At 69.1% G+C, this 16,118-nt stretch carries 9 protein-coding genes; 3 read left to right on the plus strand and 6 right to left on the minus strand.

Going from position 1 to position 16,118, the window contains the following annotated elements:
* Nucleotides 1–8: 8 nt before the first annotated feature.
* The 4 genes from ABT092_RS10250 to ABT092_RS10265 form a co-directional block, all read right to left on the minus strand.
* A complete protein-coding gene (locus ABT092_RS10250) occupies nt 9–5,507 on the minus strand; it encodes a DUF6603 domain-containing protein (protein WP_351241916.1) in 5,499 nt (1,832 codons plus the stop codon).
* A gap of 62 nt (nt 5,508–5,569) precedes the next feature.
* Entirely contained in the window at nt 5,570–7,144 is a 1,575-nt protein-coding gene (locus ABT092_RS10255) for a S8 family serine peptidase (protein ID WP_351241918.1), read from the minus strand.
* A gap of 203 nt (nt 7,145–7,347) precedes the next feature.
* A complete protein-coding gene (locus tag ABT092_RS10260) occupies nt 7,348–7,920 on the minus strand; it encodes a recombinase family protein (protein ID WP_351241920.1) in 573 nt (190 codons plus the stop codon).
* Between the two features lie 93 nt (nt 7,921–8,013).
* On the minus strand, nt 8,014–8,436 hold the full coding sequence (locus tag ABT092_RS10265) for a secondary thiamine-phosphate synthase enzyme YjbQ (protein ID WP_351241922.1): 423 nt from the start codon (nt 8,434–8,436) through the stop codon (nt 8,014–8,016).
* A 139-nt stretch (nt 8,437–8,575) separates the two neighbouring features.
* On the opposite strand from ABT092_RS10265, the gene ABT092_RS10270 reads away from it, so the two are divergent.
* Complete coding sequence (locus tag ABT092_RS10270) at nt 8,576–9,676, plus strand: FAD-dependent oxidoreductase (RefSeq protein WP_351241924.1); 1,101 nt, start codon at nt 8,576–8,578, stop codon at nt 9,674–9,676.
* A gap of 20 nt (nt 9,677–9,696) precedes the next feature.
* Here the strand turns inward: ABT092_RS10270 and mltG are convergent, their stop codons facing one another.
* Together mltG and ABT092_RS10280 are read right to left on the minus strand one after the other, a co-directional pair.
* A complete protein-coding gene (gene mltG, locus ABT092_RS10275) occupies nt 9,697–10,539 on the minus strand; it encodes an endolytic transglycosylase MltG (RefSeq protein ID WP_351241926.1) in 843 nt (280 codons plus the stop codon).
* A gap of 43 nt (nt 10,540–10,582) precedes the next feature.
* Nucleotides 10,583–12,310, minus strand: a complete 1,728-nt coding sequence (locus tag ABT092_RS10280) for an ABC transporter ATP-binding protein (protein WP_351242093.1) — start codon at nt 12,308–12,310, stop codon at nt 10,583–10,585.
* 247 nt (nt 12,311–12,557) lie between these two features.
* Here ABT092_RS10280 and ABT092_RS10285 point away from each other — a divergent pair, with 247 nt between their 5' ends.
* Both ABT092_RS10285 and ABT092_RS10290 read left to right on the plus strand, forming a co-directional pair.
* Nucleotides 12,558–13,037, plus strand: a complete 480-nt coding sequence (locus tag ABT092_RS10285; RefSeq protein ID WP_351241928.1) for a MarR family winged helix-turn-helix transcriptional regulator — start codon at nt 12,558–12,560, stop codon at nt 13,035–13,037.
* Between the two features lie 91 nt (nt 13,038–13,128).
* Nucleotides 13,129–16,065, plus strand: coding sequence for an FAD-binding and (Fe-S)-binding domain-containing protein (locus ABT092_RS10290; RefSeq protein WP_351241930.1), 2,937 nt, complete (start codon nt 13,129–13,131; stop codon nt 16,063–16,065).
* The last annotated feature ends 53 nt before the right edge of the window (nt 16,066–16,118 follow it).

Here is a 16,118-nt window from a genome sequence, read left to right on the forward strand (position 1 = left end):
GAGTGTCCTTACTTGACGGGCGCCGGCACGGTCACCGCGAGCGCCATCGGTTCATCGTCGAGTTCCGCCCCCGCGCCGGGTGAGCCATCGTGCAGGGGGACGGTCTCGTCAAGCAGGACCGGTTCCGGACCGGAGGTGTCGACGACCGTGATCCTCTTGACGCCCTTCAGGGCGACGAACAGCCGGCCGCCGTCCGGGCTCGCGGCCAGCGCGAGCGGCTGGTCGCCGACCCACACCGGGTCACCGACAGAGCGGATCTCCTTCGCGTTGGTGACAGAGGTGTCGAACACCGAGACCGTCCCGCTGACCGGGCTGGCCACGAACAGGCGCGTCCCGTCGGCGGACACGGTCAGCACGCTCGGGTCCGTTCCCGTGAGCAGGGTCGCGACAACCCCGCCCTCGTCCACGGAGATCACGGTCACCGTCGCGCACCGGTCGTTGACCGCGTACACCCACCGTCCCTTCGGGTCCACAGCCAGCCGGGCCGGTCGCCGCCCTGCCGCCCACTTCGTGTTCTTGTCGGGATTGGTCGTGGTGGCGTTCTTCCAGACATAGATCGTGTCTGTGTCCTGGTCGGAGACGTAGATCTTGGGGTTCGCGGGATCCTGCTGTCCGGCCGCAACCGCCACGTCCCGGGGCGAATTCGCCGGATACGTTCCGTTTGACACGCCTTTGGTGGCGGTTCCCTTAGCCGGATCCATGGTGACGATGACGATCTGGTCGTCACCAACACCCAGGACGTAGGCCGACTTGGCGTCCGGGCTGAAGGCCACCCCACCCGTCCGCTTGGGGAACCACGGGTCCTGCGCTCCAATCCAGGTCTTCGTCGTGCCAGGTGGGTTCGCGCTGATGTCGATCAGCTCGATGTGCTGGTCGTCCCGGACGTCGAGAGCCGTGGTCCCGGACGGGTCGATGGCCAGGAAGTTCACATCCTTCTGTACGACGGCGCCGATCTGGTCGCTGGAGGCCACGGTCAGACTGTCGGTGTCGACACAGATCAGCCGGCCTGAGCGGCCCAGCGCGTACAGGCGCGGCCCGGGAAGGGTCGGCTCGACCTCGATGTCCGGCTCCTTCCGCTCGGTCGTGATGTCACCGGACACCAGGGGATCGAGCGGGTCCAAGGCATCGTTGAAGCCGGGGCTGACTCCCAGGTAGGCCATCGCGTCGAACAGGCGCCTGCGCGCCCATGCCACGTTCTGCGCCTTCTCACCAGTACCGACCACGTGCGTGGCGACCGCCACCTGGTCTGCCTTCTCCGGTGTGCGCACCGCTCGGGCGGACGGGGCGGCGGCGCCGCTCGTCCGGTGAGCGGCTGCTTCGGCGAGCGGCTGTTCCGTGGAGGCCGCAGGCGGTGTGGAGACCTTGGCGAGAGGGCTGAGGGGAAGGGGTCCGTCGGGGAAGCGGTCGTCGTAGAGGAGCGTGCCGGCCGTGACCTTACCGGGGGAGGCACCCTGGTGCGGGAGCGGCAGCCGAAGGTTGACGCCGGTGAGCTGGCCGGAGACCTGACGGTCGCTTCCGGGCTTGAGGTCGCCCTGGTACCGACCCCACAGCGCGGCCGGCAGGTCGGAGAGCACCTTCGTGTCGCTGTCCTTCGAGTACTGCCAGGCGGACAGATCTTGAGTGACGTTCTTGTTCTTGACGGTGCGAGACAGGGTGAGGGTGAGATCGGACCGGAGGTCCTCGCCGCTCGCGCGGAGGAGCCGGATGTCCGCGGAGGACGCACCGGCGATCGTGGCCGGGTCGCCCTCAGCGCGGCTGAGACGGATGCTGGTGGACGGGACGACGGTCCGCACGGTCCACGAGAACGATCCCGGCGCGACCACCCACGCCGGCTGCCCCGTGTCGTCGGCACCAGGGACGGCGGCACCGGGGACGGGGATGAGACCGTCGGTGACCGACAGCTTCACGGCCTGCCCCGCCGGCAGATGCTGGCGGACCTCGTCCCAGGTCGCCGCCCGGTCGGACAGCTTGCGGTCATCCCCGAAATCGATGGTGACGTCGATGAACCACAGGTGTACGGTGACGAATCCGGCGGTCGGCGGACCCCACAACCCCAGCGTGGCGCCCACCTCGACCTTGATCGTCTCCCGCACCAGCCACAGGTCGAGGACGTAGGAGACACCGATGCTGATCTCGATGCGGGCGTCGAACCGGAACGGCGAGAACTCGATCAGCAGATCCGCCCCCGCGACCAGCCATGCGTGCAGGTCCCCGGAGCGGTAGTGCACCTCCAGTCGGCCCCCGGCCATGATCGCACCGGGGGTCAGCGCGAAGTAGGCCCGCCCGCTCATCGTCAATCCGGGCAGGATGGGCCAGTTGAATCCGAGTGCGGGCACCCTCGGATAGTGGGCGGGCACCGCGTACTTGGGATGGTAGCCGCCCAGGGTGACGACGAAGTCCCCCCGGTGGGCGTCGTCGAACCACAGGTAGAACGCGAACCCTCCGGTCAACACGCACTGCTCGTCGATCACGAAGGAGCCGGGAGCGAGCTGCGCTGTCACCTTGAGGATCTGCTCACTGCCCCGGTACGTGACCGACATGCCGAGCTTCGCCTGTGCGTACTTCGCGAGCCCCGGGCCCTTGGGGAAGGCGGCCTCGGCAGTGCCGAGCAGGGAGACCGCGAAGTCGTCGCCCACCTCCAGCATCAGCAGGGCCTCGCAGTTGATGAACTCGAAAAGCTGGAAGCCGAGTCCGGCCGCGAACCACAACTGGCCCACCGCAGGCCGTACCCAAGCGTCCTTGCCGCCGCCCATCAGCGTATCGAGGGCTTTGAGCGGCTCGGTGTCGGTGAAATCCTTGAGGAACGGGAAGTCGAAGACCTTGTTCGCCTCGGGCACCCGTACCGATGTGTTGTAGCCAAACCCCGCCATCAGCGCCGTCAGCTTGACGGGCGGCGGACCGCCGAACTGGCCGGTGGCCTTTCCGAACACGAACATCGACGGCGCCCCGTGGTCCGTGGGGCAGGCGTAGGCGCCGAGCGCGGTGAGCCCGAACGACTTCACCGACACCACCACTGCGCCCTTGACCAGCGGGTCGTAGTCCGTGGTCGGTTGGTTGACCAGTGCGCCCATCAGCGTCAGCGGGGACCGGTCGTAGCTCAGGCTCAGTCCGTCCAGCCGGAACTTCAGGTCAGCGGGTGTCTTGATCGGTACGCCGATGCCCAGCCCCAGTACTTCGAGCGTAAGACCCGCCATGCCCATACTGGCCTCGAAGAGCACCCAGACGGTGTTTGCCGTGAAGCTGACGCCGGCCCGCTCCAACCGCAGCGGCCCGAGCGCCTTGTGGACGTCCACCCACGCCACCAGCGGGGCCGACATCCCGCCCCCGGCGCCCTTGGCGGCGACGGCCGGTGTGTCCTGCTCGACCACGATCGGCGCGTCGCCGCCTGCGCCGAGTTCGCGCTGCTTGGGTGCGCTCGCGGGAGGGCGTACGGACACCGAGGTGGGGGTGGTGGTGCCGGGCAACAGGACATCGACACCGAACGCGGTGCCCTGGGCGAGTTGGTCGTCCGGGAGCCGAGGAAGCCCCACCTGGCCAGAACCGGTGATCACCGAGCTGACCGCCGCCAGCGCGGTGTTGAGTTCCTTCAGCTCCGTCGCCTTGAACGCCCGCGGCGCATACAGCACGCTCAGCCCCTGAAGGCGCAGGTCCCGGTCTCTGGGGACGGTGCCCGCCAGGAGCGGCATGTCGGTCAGGCCCTTGTCGACGGTGATGCCCGCGCGCAGCACCCACAGCCGCTCGCCGCCCTTGGGCTGGACCGACACCACCGTGAGGGAGGGGGCGAGGCCCGAGCCGGCGAGGTGGAGCACCAGCGAGCGGGCCCTGGTCGAGTACCCGAGGACGATCCCCTTCAGGGAAGCCGCGCCGTCGAGCCAGTCGGTGACACCACAGGCGTCGTCGACGCCGACCAGGTCCAGCAGCTCGGAGAGCTTCACGCCCTTGCTGTCGGTGCAGGAGGCGGTGAACTCGCCCTTCTCGATGTCGCCCGACAGGCCGAAGGTGAGCGCGCGGGGCTCGCCGCCGCTGTGGGGGATCGTGAGTGCGAGCTGGGCGGAGAAGACCCGGCTCCAGGGCTCGTCGCTCTTCCGTGTCATGGTGGCGGTGACAGCCAGGTCGGCCTCGACACGGCCCAGCGGCATCCGGGCCCGGGCCTTGAGGAGGACCTTCTTGCCCTGCGCCGTGTCCGTGCCGAACTCGACGCCCAGTTCGTCCAGAGCCAGGTCTTTGAGGACGGGCGGGGCGTCGGCGCCGAACGTGTGGAACAGGTCCCCGGGCCGCATGTCCACCGCTTGGCCGGTGAACGACCAGCCCTGCTTCGACCAGGTCCCGATCAGCCGGACCTGGCCGTCGCCGCTGCCCAGTTGCCAGGAGCAGCCGAGTTGTGCCGTGGTGTCCTTGTCCTTGGCGATGCGCAGGTACAGGCCGGTCAGCGAAGCCGGGCCCATCTCGACCTGCCCGGCGAGGCTGAGGCCGATCGCGTACGCCGGAGGTTTGGTTGCGGCGGTCAGGACCGCGCTGGTCACGCTCAGCTTCTTCACGTCAAGCCCTGAGTCGGGCAGGTACTTCTTGAGCCACGGATCCAGCGGCATTTCCTTGGCGAGGCTTCCACTGATTCTCCAGTCGCCCTGGGTGCCGGGCATGACGGTGATCTCGACGGGTGCCCCTTCGGCGAGGATCACGGTCCCGCCGAGCTTCACCTGTGGTGTGCCTCCGCCTTTCATGATGACGAAATCGGCCCACAGGCCGGACACGGTGATGACGCCGTCGATGAGCTTCCACGAGGTGTCCAGCGCCACCCGCGGTGTCACGTCGCGGATCCGCGCCGGGGTGTTCTTGCGTGCCTTGAGGAGCACGACGCTCAGGGCGGTCAGGGTCAGTGCGCCGGTCTTGACGTCGGAGGGCACCGTGAAGCCGTCGTGGTGCGCCGCGTCCCACTGGCCCAGGACGCTGAGGTCGCTGAGGTCCTTGAGCGCCACACCCGGGAACGTCCCGGACAGTGTCCATTGGTTGACGGAAGCGGGGCCCTGCCATCCCCAGATGTAGGGACGGTGGTTCTGGGCGTCCGTGGGGGTGGCCAGTTCCACCCCCAGCCCCACGGCGGCCTGCGGTGTCCCGGCCCGCCCTGTCATGCCCACCAGCAGATGCAGATCACCGCCGCCCAGCTTCTTCAGCACCCCGGGGTCGGCCGTGATGTGCCCTTCGGGAACCGACCAGCTGGGCAGCGTGACGTCGATCCGCAGTCCGGCCAGTTTCTCGTTCTTCGGGTCCGGTTCGAAGACCACCCGTACCGGGTACGGGCCCTGTTCTTTGAGGAGGGTGACCTCCCCGACCACCACGAGGTTCTGTTCGTCTCGCAGTGAAACGTTCTTCACCGACAGGGCGGTGGCCGCCAGATGAGCCTTCAGTATGTCGCCGACTCCGGGCAGATCCATGGTGTCGCCGGTGAGGGTGAAGTCCTCGCCCGCCGCGGCAATCAGCTTCCTCAGGCTGTCGATCGTCAGACTCATTGCATGTCAACCGTTCTGCCGGTCCGTCTGTCCGGCGTCGTGCCCCCCGGCCCACCGGACAACTAGGACATGGCAGCCCATGCGTTGATCATTCCCGACCCGCACCGACGCAGGTTCCCGTCGGTGCACCACCGGTTGGGGTCGTCGCTGTACGGCAAAGGGGTGACCCTGCCAATCGCGGTGATGTACTGCGACACCACGTCCGGATGGTTGCGCAACTGCTGCGGATAGCGGCCGATGAGGAGCGCGGCCAGAGCGGAGACATGCGGAGCGGCGAAGCTCGTGCCGTCCCTCGCCACGTAAACGCCGCCCACCTGGGTGTCATCGACCCAGCCCTGATGACCGCTGTTGGTCGTAGACAGGACATCGGTGCCCGGACCTGCGACATCAACCGGAGCGCTGTTGTCGCGGTAGTCACCGAAGTTCGACTCGGGGGACTTCAGGTTGTGACGGTCGACCCCCGCAACCACGATGAGGGGGACACCGCAGTTGGCCGGGAAGTAGCCACTGGCCAGGCGATTGTCATTTCCCGCTGAATTGACCACCGTGATGCCCCGGTCGTAGGCGAACTGGAGAGCGTCCTGGAGATGGGGCGGGCACTGCATCCCGTACGCCACGGAATTGAGGCTGAGGTTGATGACATCGACGCCCGCAGGCGGTGACCCCACCTGTGGGTCGGAGGGAACTCCTGCGGCCCAGTAGATCGCCTGGGTGAGATCTACCGCACTCAGACCGCACGGGCCGGAGACCCTGATGGGAATGACATCCGCGGCAGGGGCCATACCGGCGATACCGATCCCGTTGTCCATGACCGCGTCGATGATCCCGGTCACGATGGTGCCGTGCCAAGTGCTGTTCCGAACCCCCTGCTGCGGCGGGTTGTAGCAGTACGTGTTCTGGTCGATCCAGTCCCCCGGATCCCACGCACCCGGCCCCCGAGCGTTGGGGACCTGGTGGTTCCAGCGGCGGCTGTTGCGCCAGTCATAGATGAAGTCAGCGCCGAGGTCCCCGACGCCGGGCAGGTCCGGATGGGGGACGACCCCGCCGTCGATGACGGCCACCCGGGCACCGGCACCGAACTGCGCGGCTCCCCAAACCTCGGGCACCTTGACACCCGCGTTGGGCTGCAGCGCCCACTGCTGCCCATACAAGTGGTCGTTGGGGACGAAGGCGACCCGTTCCCGCTTCTCCTGTACGGGCCGACGTCCCGGCCCGGCCTGTCGGAGGCCGTGCGGGTCGGCAATCCTGTGATGCAGGCCCACCTCGCGGACCTGCGCGTCGCCCGCGATCCGCAGCATCACCCTCTTCCACTGAGACCTCGTCAGTACCCGGGGGTCGGTGTCCACGACCGCATGGCCCTTCCCCGCCCACTCCCGGACGATGAGACGGACCCCTCCGCCGGCCTCGGGAAGCGAGCGCTGCACCGCGGCCAGATCACCGGCCGCTACCGTGCTGCCGGGGTGGTAGGTCACCACGAGGCCCTCGATGGGCAACCCGTTCCTCAGGCCGTCCATCTGCACTCTGTCCAGCGGCGCCACCGGCCCGGACCGGGCCACGGGAGTGGCCAACGGCACGAGCGCACTGGTGACCAGGACGACAAACGCGATCCGCAGACGAAAGCAGGCACGCAGGGTCACAGAACGTCACATCCCTGGGAGAGGGCGGTAAGCGTGGGCACGGCAGACGAGACAGAAGGACCCGAGTGCCGCTGGACGCGGTCGCGCGACCGGCACACCCCGCAGCACGAACGTATGCGCATGGCGTAGTCATCGGGGTCGCTGGTGAGCGTAGCGCTTGAAATCAGCCTCGATGGGGGCTGAACCGTTCCTCCGTTGCGAACTCACCCGATCGCCTCGGGAGCCCCTCTCCGCGCTGACTCCCAGGGGCCGCCCACGCCGACGCTTCTCCGCGCCATCAGCAAAGGCGGTTGGGGCACCTGTAGCCAGCCCCGCACCGTGGTGTCGCGGTTGCGCCGCTGGATGGCCCGCAGCTCCATCTGGGCGCCCCAGGCGTCCATGGTGCAGCGGTTCTCGTCGACGGGCTCGTTCAGGTCCCAGGGGCCGTCGTGCCCGTGGGTGAGGAGGAGCTTTCCCTCGTCCCGCATCTTGTAGCCGGTGTTGAGGCAGTCGACGACATTGCGGCCGAGGCGGTCGACCGCGGCGGCCACCAGGCCGTCGTACGGTCCCCGCTCGTCCCGGAGCCACGGCCCGAGCTTCGGGCGGGTCATCGGGGCCGTGGCTCCCGAGACCTCCCAGTCGTCGGCCCAGCCCACGATGTGGCCGCCGATCGAGGCGGCCACGGCGAGCACATCGGCGCGCTGCCGCTCCGGGGAGGTCGTGGCGAGCTTCATCCGGGACAGCCGACGGACGCCGAGCAGACACGTGCCGCAGCCGTCGTAGGGTCGTTCGATCACGCTCTGGTCCGTACCGTGTACACTCTGTCCGTTTCGAACGCGCGGAGTACGGAGATATGGCGGCCACTCCCAGGATGATCTTGTTCAGCTCGATCAGCCGAGGAAGCTCAGCCGCACCTGGCGCCGGGGGTTGTCGACGTTGGTGTCCACCAGACACACGGACTGCCAGGTTCCGAGTGCGAGACGTCCGGAAACGACGGGGAGGGTCGCATGCGGAGCCACCAGGGCCGGGAGGACGTGGTCCCGGCCGTGCCCGGGGGTGCCGTGGCGGTGCTGCCAGCGATCGTCCGACGGCAGCAGTTGGTGCAGTGCGGCCAGGAGGTCGTCGTCGCTGCCGGAGCCGGTCTCCAGCACGGCGACCCCTGCCGTGGCGTGGGGGACGAACACGTTGAGCAGACCGCTTCGGCCCGGGGCGACGGCCGTGAGGAAGGCCGCGCAGTCGTCCGTGAGGTCCACGACCGTCTCCCGGGTCCCGGTGGCGACGTCGAGGACATGGGTGGCAAAGGTGTCGGGCATGGCCTCATCCTGGCGCACACGGCACGGCGAACGCTCCGACGCCGCTCCGATCCGGACGGTTGCCGCCCCTCACCGCTCCGGGAGCGGGTGAGCGGGGAAGATTCTCCTCACACCCCTGGTTAGTAGAAGCGTGAACGACATGGGGAACCTCGGAAGCACTCCGGACACGACGCCCTCTCCCGTGGACGTGGTGGTCGTCGGAGCCGGACAGGCCGGATTGTCCGCCGCCTACCACCTGCGGCGTACGGGACTGGTCCCGGATCGCGATTTCGTGGTTCTCGATCGCTCGCCGCGACCTGGTGGGGCCTGGCAGTTCCGCTGGCCCACCCTGACCTACGGCAAGGTCCACGGCATGCACGCGCTTCCCGGCATGGAGCTGACCGGCGCCGCCTCGGACCGCCCCTCCTCGGAGGTGATCGGGGAGTACTTCGCTGCTTACGAGCGCGCCTTCGCACTGGGGGTGCGGCGACCCGTCGCTGTGGAGGCGGTGCGGGACGGCGAGGAGGGACGGCTCCTGATCGAGACCTCAGCGGGTCGCTGGGCGAGCCGTGCGCTGATCAATGCCACGGGCACATGGGACCGGCCCTTCTGGCCGCGGTACCCCGGGCAGGACTCCTTCCAGGGCCGCCAACTGCACACGGCGCAGTACCGCGGGCCGGCCGAGTTCACGGGATTGCGCGTCCTCGTGGTGGGGGGCGGGGCTTCGGGAACTCAACACCTGATGGAGTTGGCTCCGTACGCTGCCGCCACGCACTGGGTGACGCGACGGCCTCCGGTGTTCGTGGAGGAACCGTTCGATGCGGAGGCAGGGCGGTCCGCGGTGGCCTTGGTGGAGGAACGGGTGCGTGCCGGCTTGCCGCCCCGGAGCGTCGTGTCGGTGACCGGCCTCCCCCTCACCGATGCCGTGAAGGCCGCACGTGACAGCGGGGTCCTGGACCGGTTGCCGATGTTCGATCGGATCACACCACAGGGAGTGGTCTGGCAGGACGGCCGAAAAGTGGAGGTCGATGTCATCCTCTGGGCCACCGGCTTCCGTGCGGTGATCGACCACCTGGCGCCGTTGAAGCTCAGGCATCCGGGTGGCGGCATTCGTATGGTGGGGACCCGGACTGCGGCGGATCCGAGGGTCCACCTGGTGGGGTACGGGCCGTCAGCGAGCACGATCGGCGCCAACCGGGCGGGGCGGGCGGCCGTGCGCGACATCCACCGATTGCTGTCGGGGGAACTGACGAGCGTGTAGTCACGAGGCCGATCGGCACCTCAGGGTGAAGCCGAGGCAGCAGACCGTTGGCGATTCTCCTTCAACTCGGCCACATTGCGCTGATGTTCCTGGTACTCCGCGGTGAAGCGGGTGTCGCCGCTCTTCACCGTGACGAAGTACAGCCAGTCCCCCGGGGTCGGCGCGATCGCCGCACGCATCGCCTCCTTGCTCGGACTGGAGATGGGAGTGGGTGGCAGTCCGGGGCGCGCATAGGTGTTGTAGGGGTTGTCGAGCGGCGCGTTGTGGTTCTCCGTCTGTCCGGTGTTCTGGCCGCGGACGTAGTCGATCGTGGAGTCCAGTTGGAGGGGCATCTCCTGCTGCATGCGGTTGTGGATGACTCTGGCCACCTTCCCCATGTCCGCCGTTCCTCCGGATTCGGCTTGCACGATGCTCGCAATGGTGACCGTGCGATAGCCGTTCTGTTGCGCCGAGTTGGCGCCTGCGGCGAGAGGAGCGGCGCGAAGCTCCTCGTTGGTCGCGTCCACCATTTGGCTCAGGAGCGAGCGTGGAGTGGAATCCTCCGTGGTCGGGTAGGTCGCGGGGAAGAGATAGCCTTCGGGGTTCCCCTTCGCCTCGGCGGGGAGCGGCAGCTTCATGGCGGGCAGCTCCTTCTTCGTGGTGCCGCTCCGAAGGGCCAGAACCTTGTCGATGGCGGTGTACACCTGTTCCGCCCGCCAGCCCACTGGGATGGTCAGAGAAGTGGGCTCCTCGGCTTGCTCTCCCGAGAGAACCACGGGAAGAGCGACCACCGAACCGATCACCGCCGCAGTGGTGGCCACCAGAGCAATCCGGCCCCGGCGGGTCAGACGGATGGAGCGACGTTGCGGGGTCTTGGTCTGCATGGCGGCACGCTAACCCGGCAAAGCCGCTGAATCCCGTAGGTATTCACCCTGTCGTCTCCAGTTCGGTATCCCGTTGCACCAGGGCGGCGTAACGTCCGCCCAAGGCCAGCAGTTCCTCATGCGTGCCGCGCTCGACGATCCTTCCCGCTTCCAGGAGCACGATGTGGTCGGCGTTTCGAACGGTGGACAGCCGGTGCGCAATGGTGATGGTGGTGCGACCCTCGGACAGGGCGTCGAGCGCTTCTTGCACCGCCGCCTCCGTCCGGGTGTCGAGTGCGCTGGTCGCCTCGTCCAGCAGGAGGATCGGTGGGTCCCGGAGGATGGTGCGAGCGATGGCGAGGCGTTGCTTCTCCCCTCCGGAGAATCGGTGGCCCCGCTCACCGACCACCGTGTCGTAGCCATCGGGAAGCGCAGCTATGTGGTGGTGTATCTGGGCGGCACGGGCGGCTGCCGTGATGTCCTCATCGGTGGCCTCAGGGCGGGCGAAGCGCAGGTTCTCTGCGACGGTCGCGTGGAACAGATAGGTCTCTTGGGCCACCACGCCAACGGCATCCGCAAGGGTGTCGAAGTCCAAGTCGCGTACGTCGATCCCGTCGACGGTCACGCGGCCCGCCGTGACGTCGTACAGGCGCGGGACGAGGTGACCCAGGGTCGACTTTCCCGAGCCGGTTGCTCCGACGACGGCGAGGCTGCCGCCCGCGGGGAGCATGATGTCGATTCCTTGCAGGGCACATGCGCCCTGGCGGTCATATCGGAACTCGACCTCCTCGAAGGCGATGTCACCCTTGATCCGCCCTGGACGAACGGGATTCACCGGTTCGGCGATGTCGACGGGTAGATCCAGGTACTCGAATATGCGCTGGAACAGAGCGAGCGAGGCCTGGACGTCCACGCCGGTGGAGAGCAGGCCGACCGCGGGTCTGAAGAGCCCCTGCTGGAGCGAGACGAAGGCGATGAGGGTGCCGAGGGAAACGGCTGGCCCACCGAACGCGAAGGCCACGCCTGCCGACCAGTAGAGGACCGCGGGCATGGCGGACATGACGATGGAGATGACGGCCATCCGCCACCGTCCGGCCGTGCTGGAGCGCACTTCGAGGTCGATCAGCCGCTCGGACTCCACGGCGAAGGCACGGGTCAGGGACTCGGATCGCCCGAGGGTGCGCCCCAGGAGGATGCCGCTGACGGACAACGACTCCGTCACCGTGGCCGCCATGGCAGCCATCTGCTTCTGACGCTGCGCGGTGATCCGTTTGCGCTCTCGCCCCACACGACGACTGAGCCAGACGAACACCGGCAGCAGGAGCACGGACACCGCGGTGAGCCGCCAGTCCAGCACCAGCATCGCCACCAGCGTGGCCACGACCGAGGTGAAGTGGGAGACCAGCGAGGTCACGGTGGACGTGACCGTCGCCTGCATCCCGCCGATGTCATGGGCGATGCGGGACTGCACCTCACCGGTCCGCGTACGGGTGAAGAACGCCAGGGACATGCGCTGGAGGCGGGCGTACACGGCCGTCCGCAAGTCGTGCATGACGCGCTGGCCGACGGTGGTGGAGATCTGGGTCTGCCACACGCCCAACACGCTCGTCGCCACGGAACCGACGATCATGCCCAGCGCCAGCAGCCCCAGGAGTCCGGTACGGCCCTCCGGGATCGCGGTGTCGATGATCGCCTTGAGGAGGAAGGGGGTGAACACCGAGATCAGGGAAGCACCGCAGACCAGCAGGGCAACGAGTGCGAGCCTGCCTCGGTACGGATGGAACAGTCGCATGATGCGGAGCAGTTGCCCAGATCTCCACGGCGGAGAGGGCAACGTTTCCGCCTCCGGCGACAGGGACGTCGAAGGCATCGATCCGGCGCGCATGGAACTCCTACGGACTCACGAGCGAGCGGAGGCGCGGCACCGTACCCCGTATGCCGCACCCTTGGCGCGGGCAGATGGGGCGACCCGACTCCATGAGGAGTATAGCTCATAGTTACCTATGTTCACTATGACCTCCGCCCGCTAGGATTCGGCCATGAGCACCCCGGACCCGGACGGCGTCCTCGCCGAGCAGTTGCTGCGGTTCACCCGTCGCGTGCACCGCATTCAGAAGCGTCATCTGGAGGCACGGGGGCTCGGCGTCACCCCTGCCCAGTCCCGTCTCCTCAGGATCCTCGCGCTCTACGACTCACCGCCCCGCATGACGGACCTCGCCGAACGTCTGGAGGTGGTGCCGCGGGCCGTCACCACCCTGGTCGACGGCCTCGAAGCCGCCGATCGGGTGCGGCGGGCACCCGATCCGACGAATCGACGGGTCATCCGGATCGAACTCACCGACGCCGGACGCCGGACCCTGGAGGTCCTGCGCTCCGTGCGGCGGGCTGCAGCCGAGGACATCCTCGCCCCGCTCGACGGCGACCAGCGCGAGACCCTCGGGCTGCTGCTGGCCACCCTGATCGACGGTCCCGTTCTCCCGCCCGGACGAGGCGCCCCCGCCCCGGACCACCGGGCCTGACGGAGCCGGGGCGGAGACGGCCGGGCAGCCGGTGACGAACGGCAGCCGGGCACGCCACGGCACGAAGCGCACCCCAGGACGAGGAGGAGCCATGCCCCTGCTGGAACCGGACCCGGGCGCCCTGCAGCCCGCTTCCCGCCCGGACGAGCCCGCTCCCGATCGGGTCGGCGTCGACCGGGCGGGGGGCACACCGGAGCCGTTGCGCAGTGAACTCGTCTCCCTCCTCGGTGCGGACAGAGTGCTCACCGGGGTCTCCGACCTGGTCGCCTACGCCTCCGACGCGAGTCCGTACCGCTTCCTCCCGCAGGCCGTCGTGGTGGCGGAGGACCTCGACGACGTCTCCGCGGTCCTCTCCTACGCGCGGGGCAAGGGGCGGGAGGTGGTCTTCCGTGCCGCAGGCACCTCGCTCAACGGGCAGGCGCAGGGCGAGGACATCCTGGTGGACGTGCGCAGGCACTGGGCGGGCGTCGAGGTCCTCGACGGCGGCGTCCGGGCCCGCATCGGGCCCGGCACCACGGTCGTCCGCGCCAATGCCGCACTCGCGCGGTACGGACGGGTCCTCGGGCCTGATCCCGCGAGTGCCGTCGCCTGCACCATCGGGGGCGTGGTCGCCAACAACGCCTCCGGGATGACCGCCGGCACCGCCCGCAACTCCTACCGGACGGTCGCCTCCCTGACCTTCGTCCTCCCGTCCGGCACGGTCGTGGACACCGGCGATCCCGAGGCGGGCGCCCACCTGGCCCGGGCGGAACCCGAGCTGTGCAGAGGGCTGCGGGAACTCAAGGCGGAGATCGAGGCGGACCCCGAACTGGTCGCCCGCATCCGGGCGAAGTACGAGATCAAGAACACCAACGGCTACCGTCTCGACGCCTTCCTCGACGGTTCCACTCCGGTGGAGATCATGCGGGGTCTGATGGTGGGCTCCGAGGGCACCTTCGGGTTCATCTCCGAGGTCGTCTTCGACACCCTGCCGCTGGACCGGTACGTGACGGCCGCGCTGCTGTTCTTCCCCTCCCTGCCGGCAGCCGCGGCTGCCGTGCCCGCGTTCAACGAGGCGGGGGCCGCGGCCGTCGAGCTGATGGACGGCAACACGCTCCGGGCGTCCGTCAAGGTTGCCGGGGTACCCGCCGACTGGGCCGGGTTGCCCGAGGGGACCACCGCGTTGCTGGTCGAGTTCCGGGCCCCCGACGCCGCCGCCCGACTCGTGCACGAGGCCGCGGCCCGACGGGTGACGGAGGCACTCGACCTGGTCGCGCCGGTCGCCTCGATCACCAACGCGTTCACCCGCGATCCGGGAACCGTCTCCGGCTACTGGAAGGCCCGCAAGGCGTTCGTCACCGCGGTCGGCGGTTCGCGCCCCTCCGGGACCACCTTGATCACCGAGGACTTCGCGGTGCCTCCGGCCCGCCTGGCCGAGGCGTGCGAGGCATTGCTGGAGCTCCAGCACCGGCACGGCTTCGACGCCGCGGTCGCAGGGCACGCCGCCCACGGCAATCTGCACTTCCTCCTCGCGTTCGACGCCGGCGACCCGGCCGACGTGGACCGCTACGCCGCCTTCATGGACGACTTCTGTCGGCTCACCGTGGAGCGCTTCGACGGCTCCCTCAAGGCCGAGCACGCCACCGGCCGCAACATCGCCCCCTTCCTCGAACGGGAGTGGGGTCCCCGGGCGACCGCGTTGATGTGGCGGCTCAAACGGCTGATCGACCCCACGGGAGTGCTGGCGCCGCGGATCGTGCTGGACCGCGACCCGAGAGCCCACCTCCGCGGCCTCAAGACCATCCCCGAGGTGGAAGCCGTCGCCGACCCCTGCATCGAGTGCGGCTTCTGCGAGCCCACCTGCCCCAGCCAGGACCTCACCACCACGCCCCGCCAACGGATCGTGCTGCGCCGCGAGATGATGCGCCAGCCCGCGGGTTCACCGGTCGAGCAGGGGCTGTTGCGCGCCTACGGCTATGCCTCCGTCGACACCTGTGCGGGCGATTCCACCTGCACCTTGGCCTGCCCGGTCGGGATCGACACGGGCGCGTTGATGAGGGACTTCCGACACCAGCGGCATTCGGCGCGGGAGGAGCGGGTGGCCGCGTTCGCAGCACGACGCTTCGCGGCGGTGGAGGCGTCCACACGGCTGGCCGTCTCGGCCGCCCACCGCATCAGTGATCGTCTGCTCGTCGCGGTGACGCGGGCCGCGCGCAGCGCGGTCCGTCCCGACCTCGTTCCGGAGTGGCTGCCCTCCGTCCCCGGGGCCGCCCCGCGCAGGTTGCCGCGCACCCCGCGGGCCGGTGCGGTCGCCGTCTACTACCCGGCCTGCGTCAACCGCATCTTCGGCAACTCTCCGGGGCAGCAGGGGCCCTCCCTCCCCCGAGCCCTGGTGGAGGTCTCCGCCCGGGCGGGCAGGCCCGTGTGGATTCCGCGCGACGTGTCGGGAACCTGCTGCGCCACCATCTGGCACTCCAAGGGGTACGCCGCCGGGAACGCACTGATGGCGAACCGCATCGTGGAAGCCGCCTGGGGATGGACCCGGGGTGGCCGCCTTCCGCTGGTGGTGGACGCCTCCTCGTGCACGCTGGGCCTGGCCCACGAAGTGGTCCCGTACCTGACTCCCGAGAACGGGGCGCTGCACCGGGAACTCACCGTCGTCGACTCGATCGCGTGGGCGGCGGAGGAACTGCTGCCGCGGCTCACCGTGCACCGCACCGTGGAGTCGGCGGTGCTCCACCCGACCTGCTCGATGCGCCACCTCGGGAACGAGGGACAACTCCGCGCGGTGGCCGATGCCTGCGCCGACGAGGTCGAGGTGCCGGATGACGCGGGGTGCTGTGCGTTCGCGGGTGACCGGGGGATGCTGCACCGGGAGCTGACGGAGTCGGCCACCCGCCGCGAAGCCGCGGCGGTGGCGGCCCGTTCGTACGACGGACACTGGTCGGCGAACCGCATGTGCGAGGTGGGCATGCACCACGCGACGGGTCGGGCCTACTCCTCCGTCCTGTTGGGGCTCGAACGGGCCACGCGTCCCCCCGCCCGGTGAGTGCCACGCGATCGCCCGTCGAGGCAGCAGCGGGGCCCGCCCCGGTTCCGGGG

Origin of the sequence: Streptomyces sp. NPDC002490 (genome assembly GCF_040296045.1) — a bacterium.
In the GTDB taxonomy this organism is placed as follows: Bacteria; Actinomycetota; Actinomycetes; order Streptomycetales; family Streptomycetaceae; genus Streptomyces.

Bases quoted from the DNA above. Each gene is read 5' to 3' on its own strand.
- ABT092_RS10250 (WP_351241916.1), bottom strand. From the start codon at position 5,507: ATGAGTCTGACGATCGACAGCCTGAGGAAGCTGATTGCCGCGGCGGGC.
- ABT092_RS10265 (WP_351241922.1), bottom strand. From the start codon at position 8,436: ATGCCCGACACCTTTGCCACCCATGTCCTCGACGTCGCCACCGGGACC.
- ABT092_RS10270 (WP_351241924.1), top strand. From the start codon at position 8,576: ATGGGGAACCTCGGAAGCACTCCGGACACGACGCCCTCTCCCGTGGAC.
- mltG (WP_351241926.1), bottom strand. From the start codon at position 10,539: ATGCAGACCAAGACCCCGCAACGTCGCTCCATCCGTCTGACCCGCCGG.
- ABT092_RS10280 (WP_351242093.1), bottom strand. From the start codon at position 12,310: ATGCGACTGTTCCATCCGTACCGAGGCAGGCTCGCACTCGTTGCCCTG.
- ABT092_RS10285 (WP_351241928.1), top strand. From the start codon at position 12,558: ATGAGCACCCCGGACCCGGACGGCGTCCTCGCCGAGCAGTTGCTGCGG.
- ABT092_RS10290 (WP_351241930.1), top strand. From the start codon at position 13,129: ATGCCCCTGCTGGAACCGGACCCGGGCGCCCTGCAGCCCGCTTCCCGC.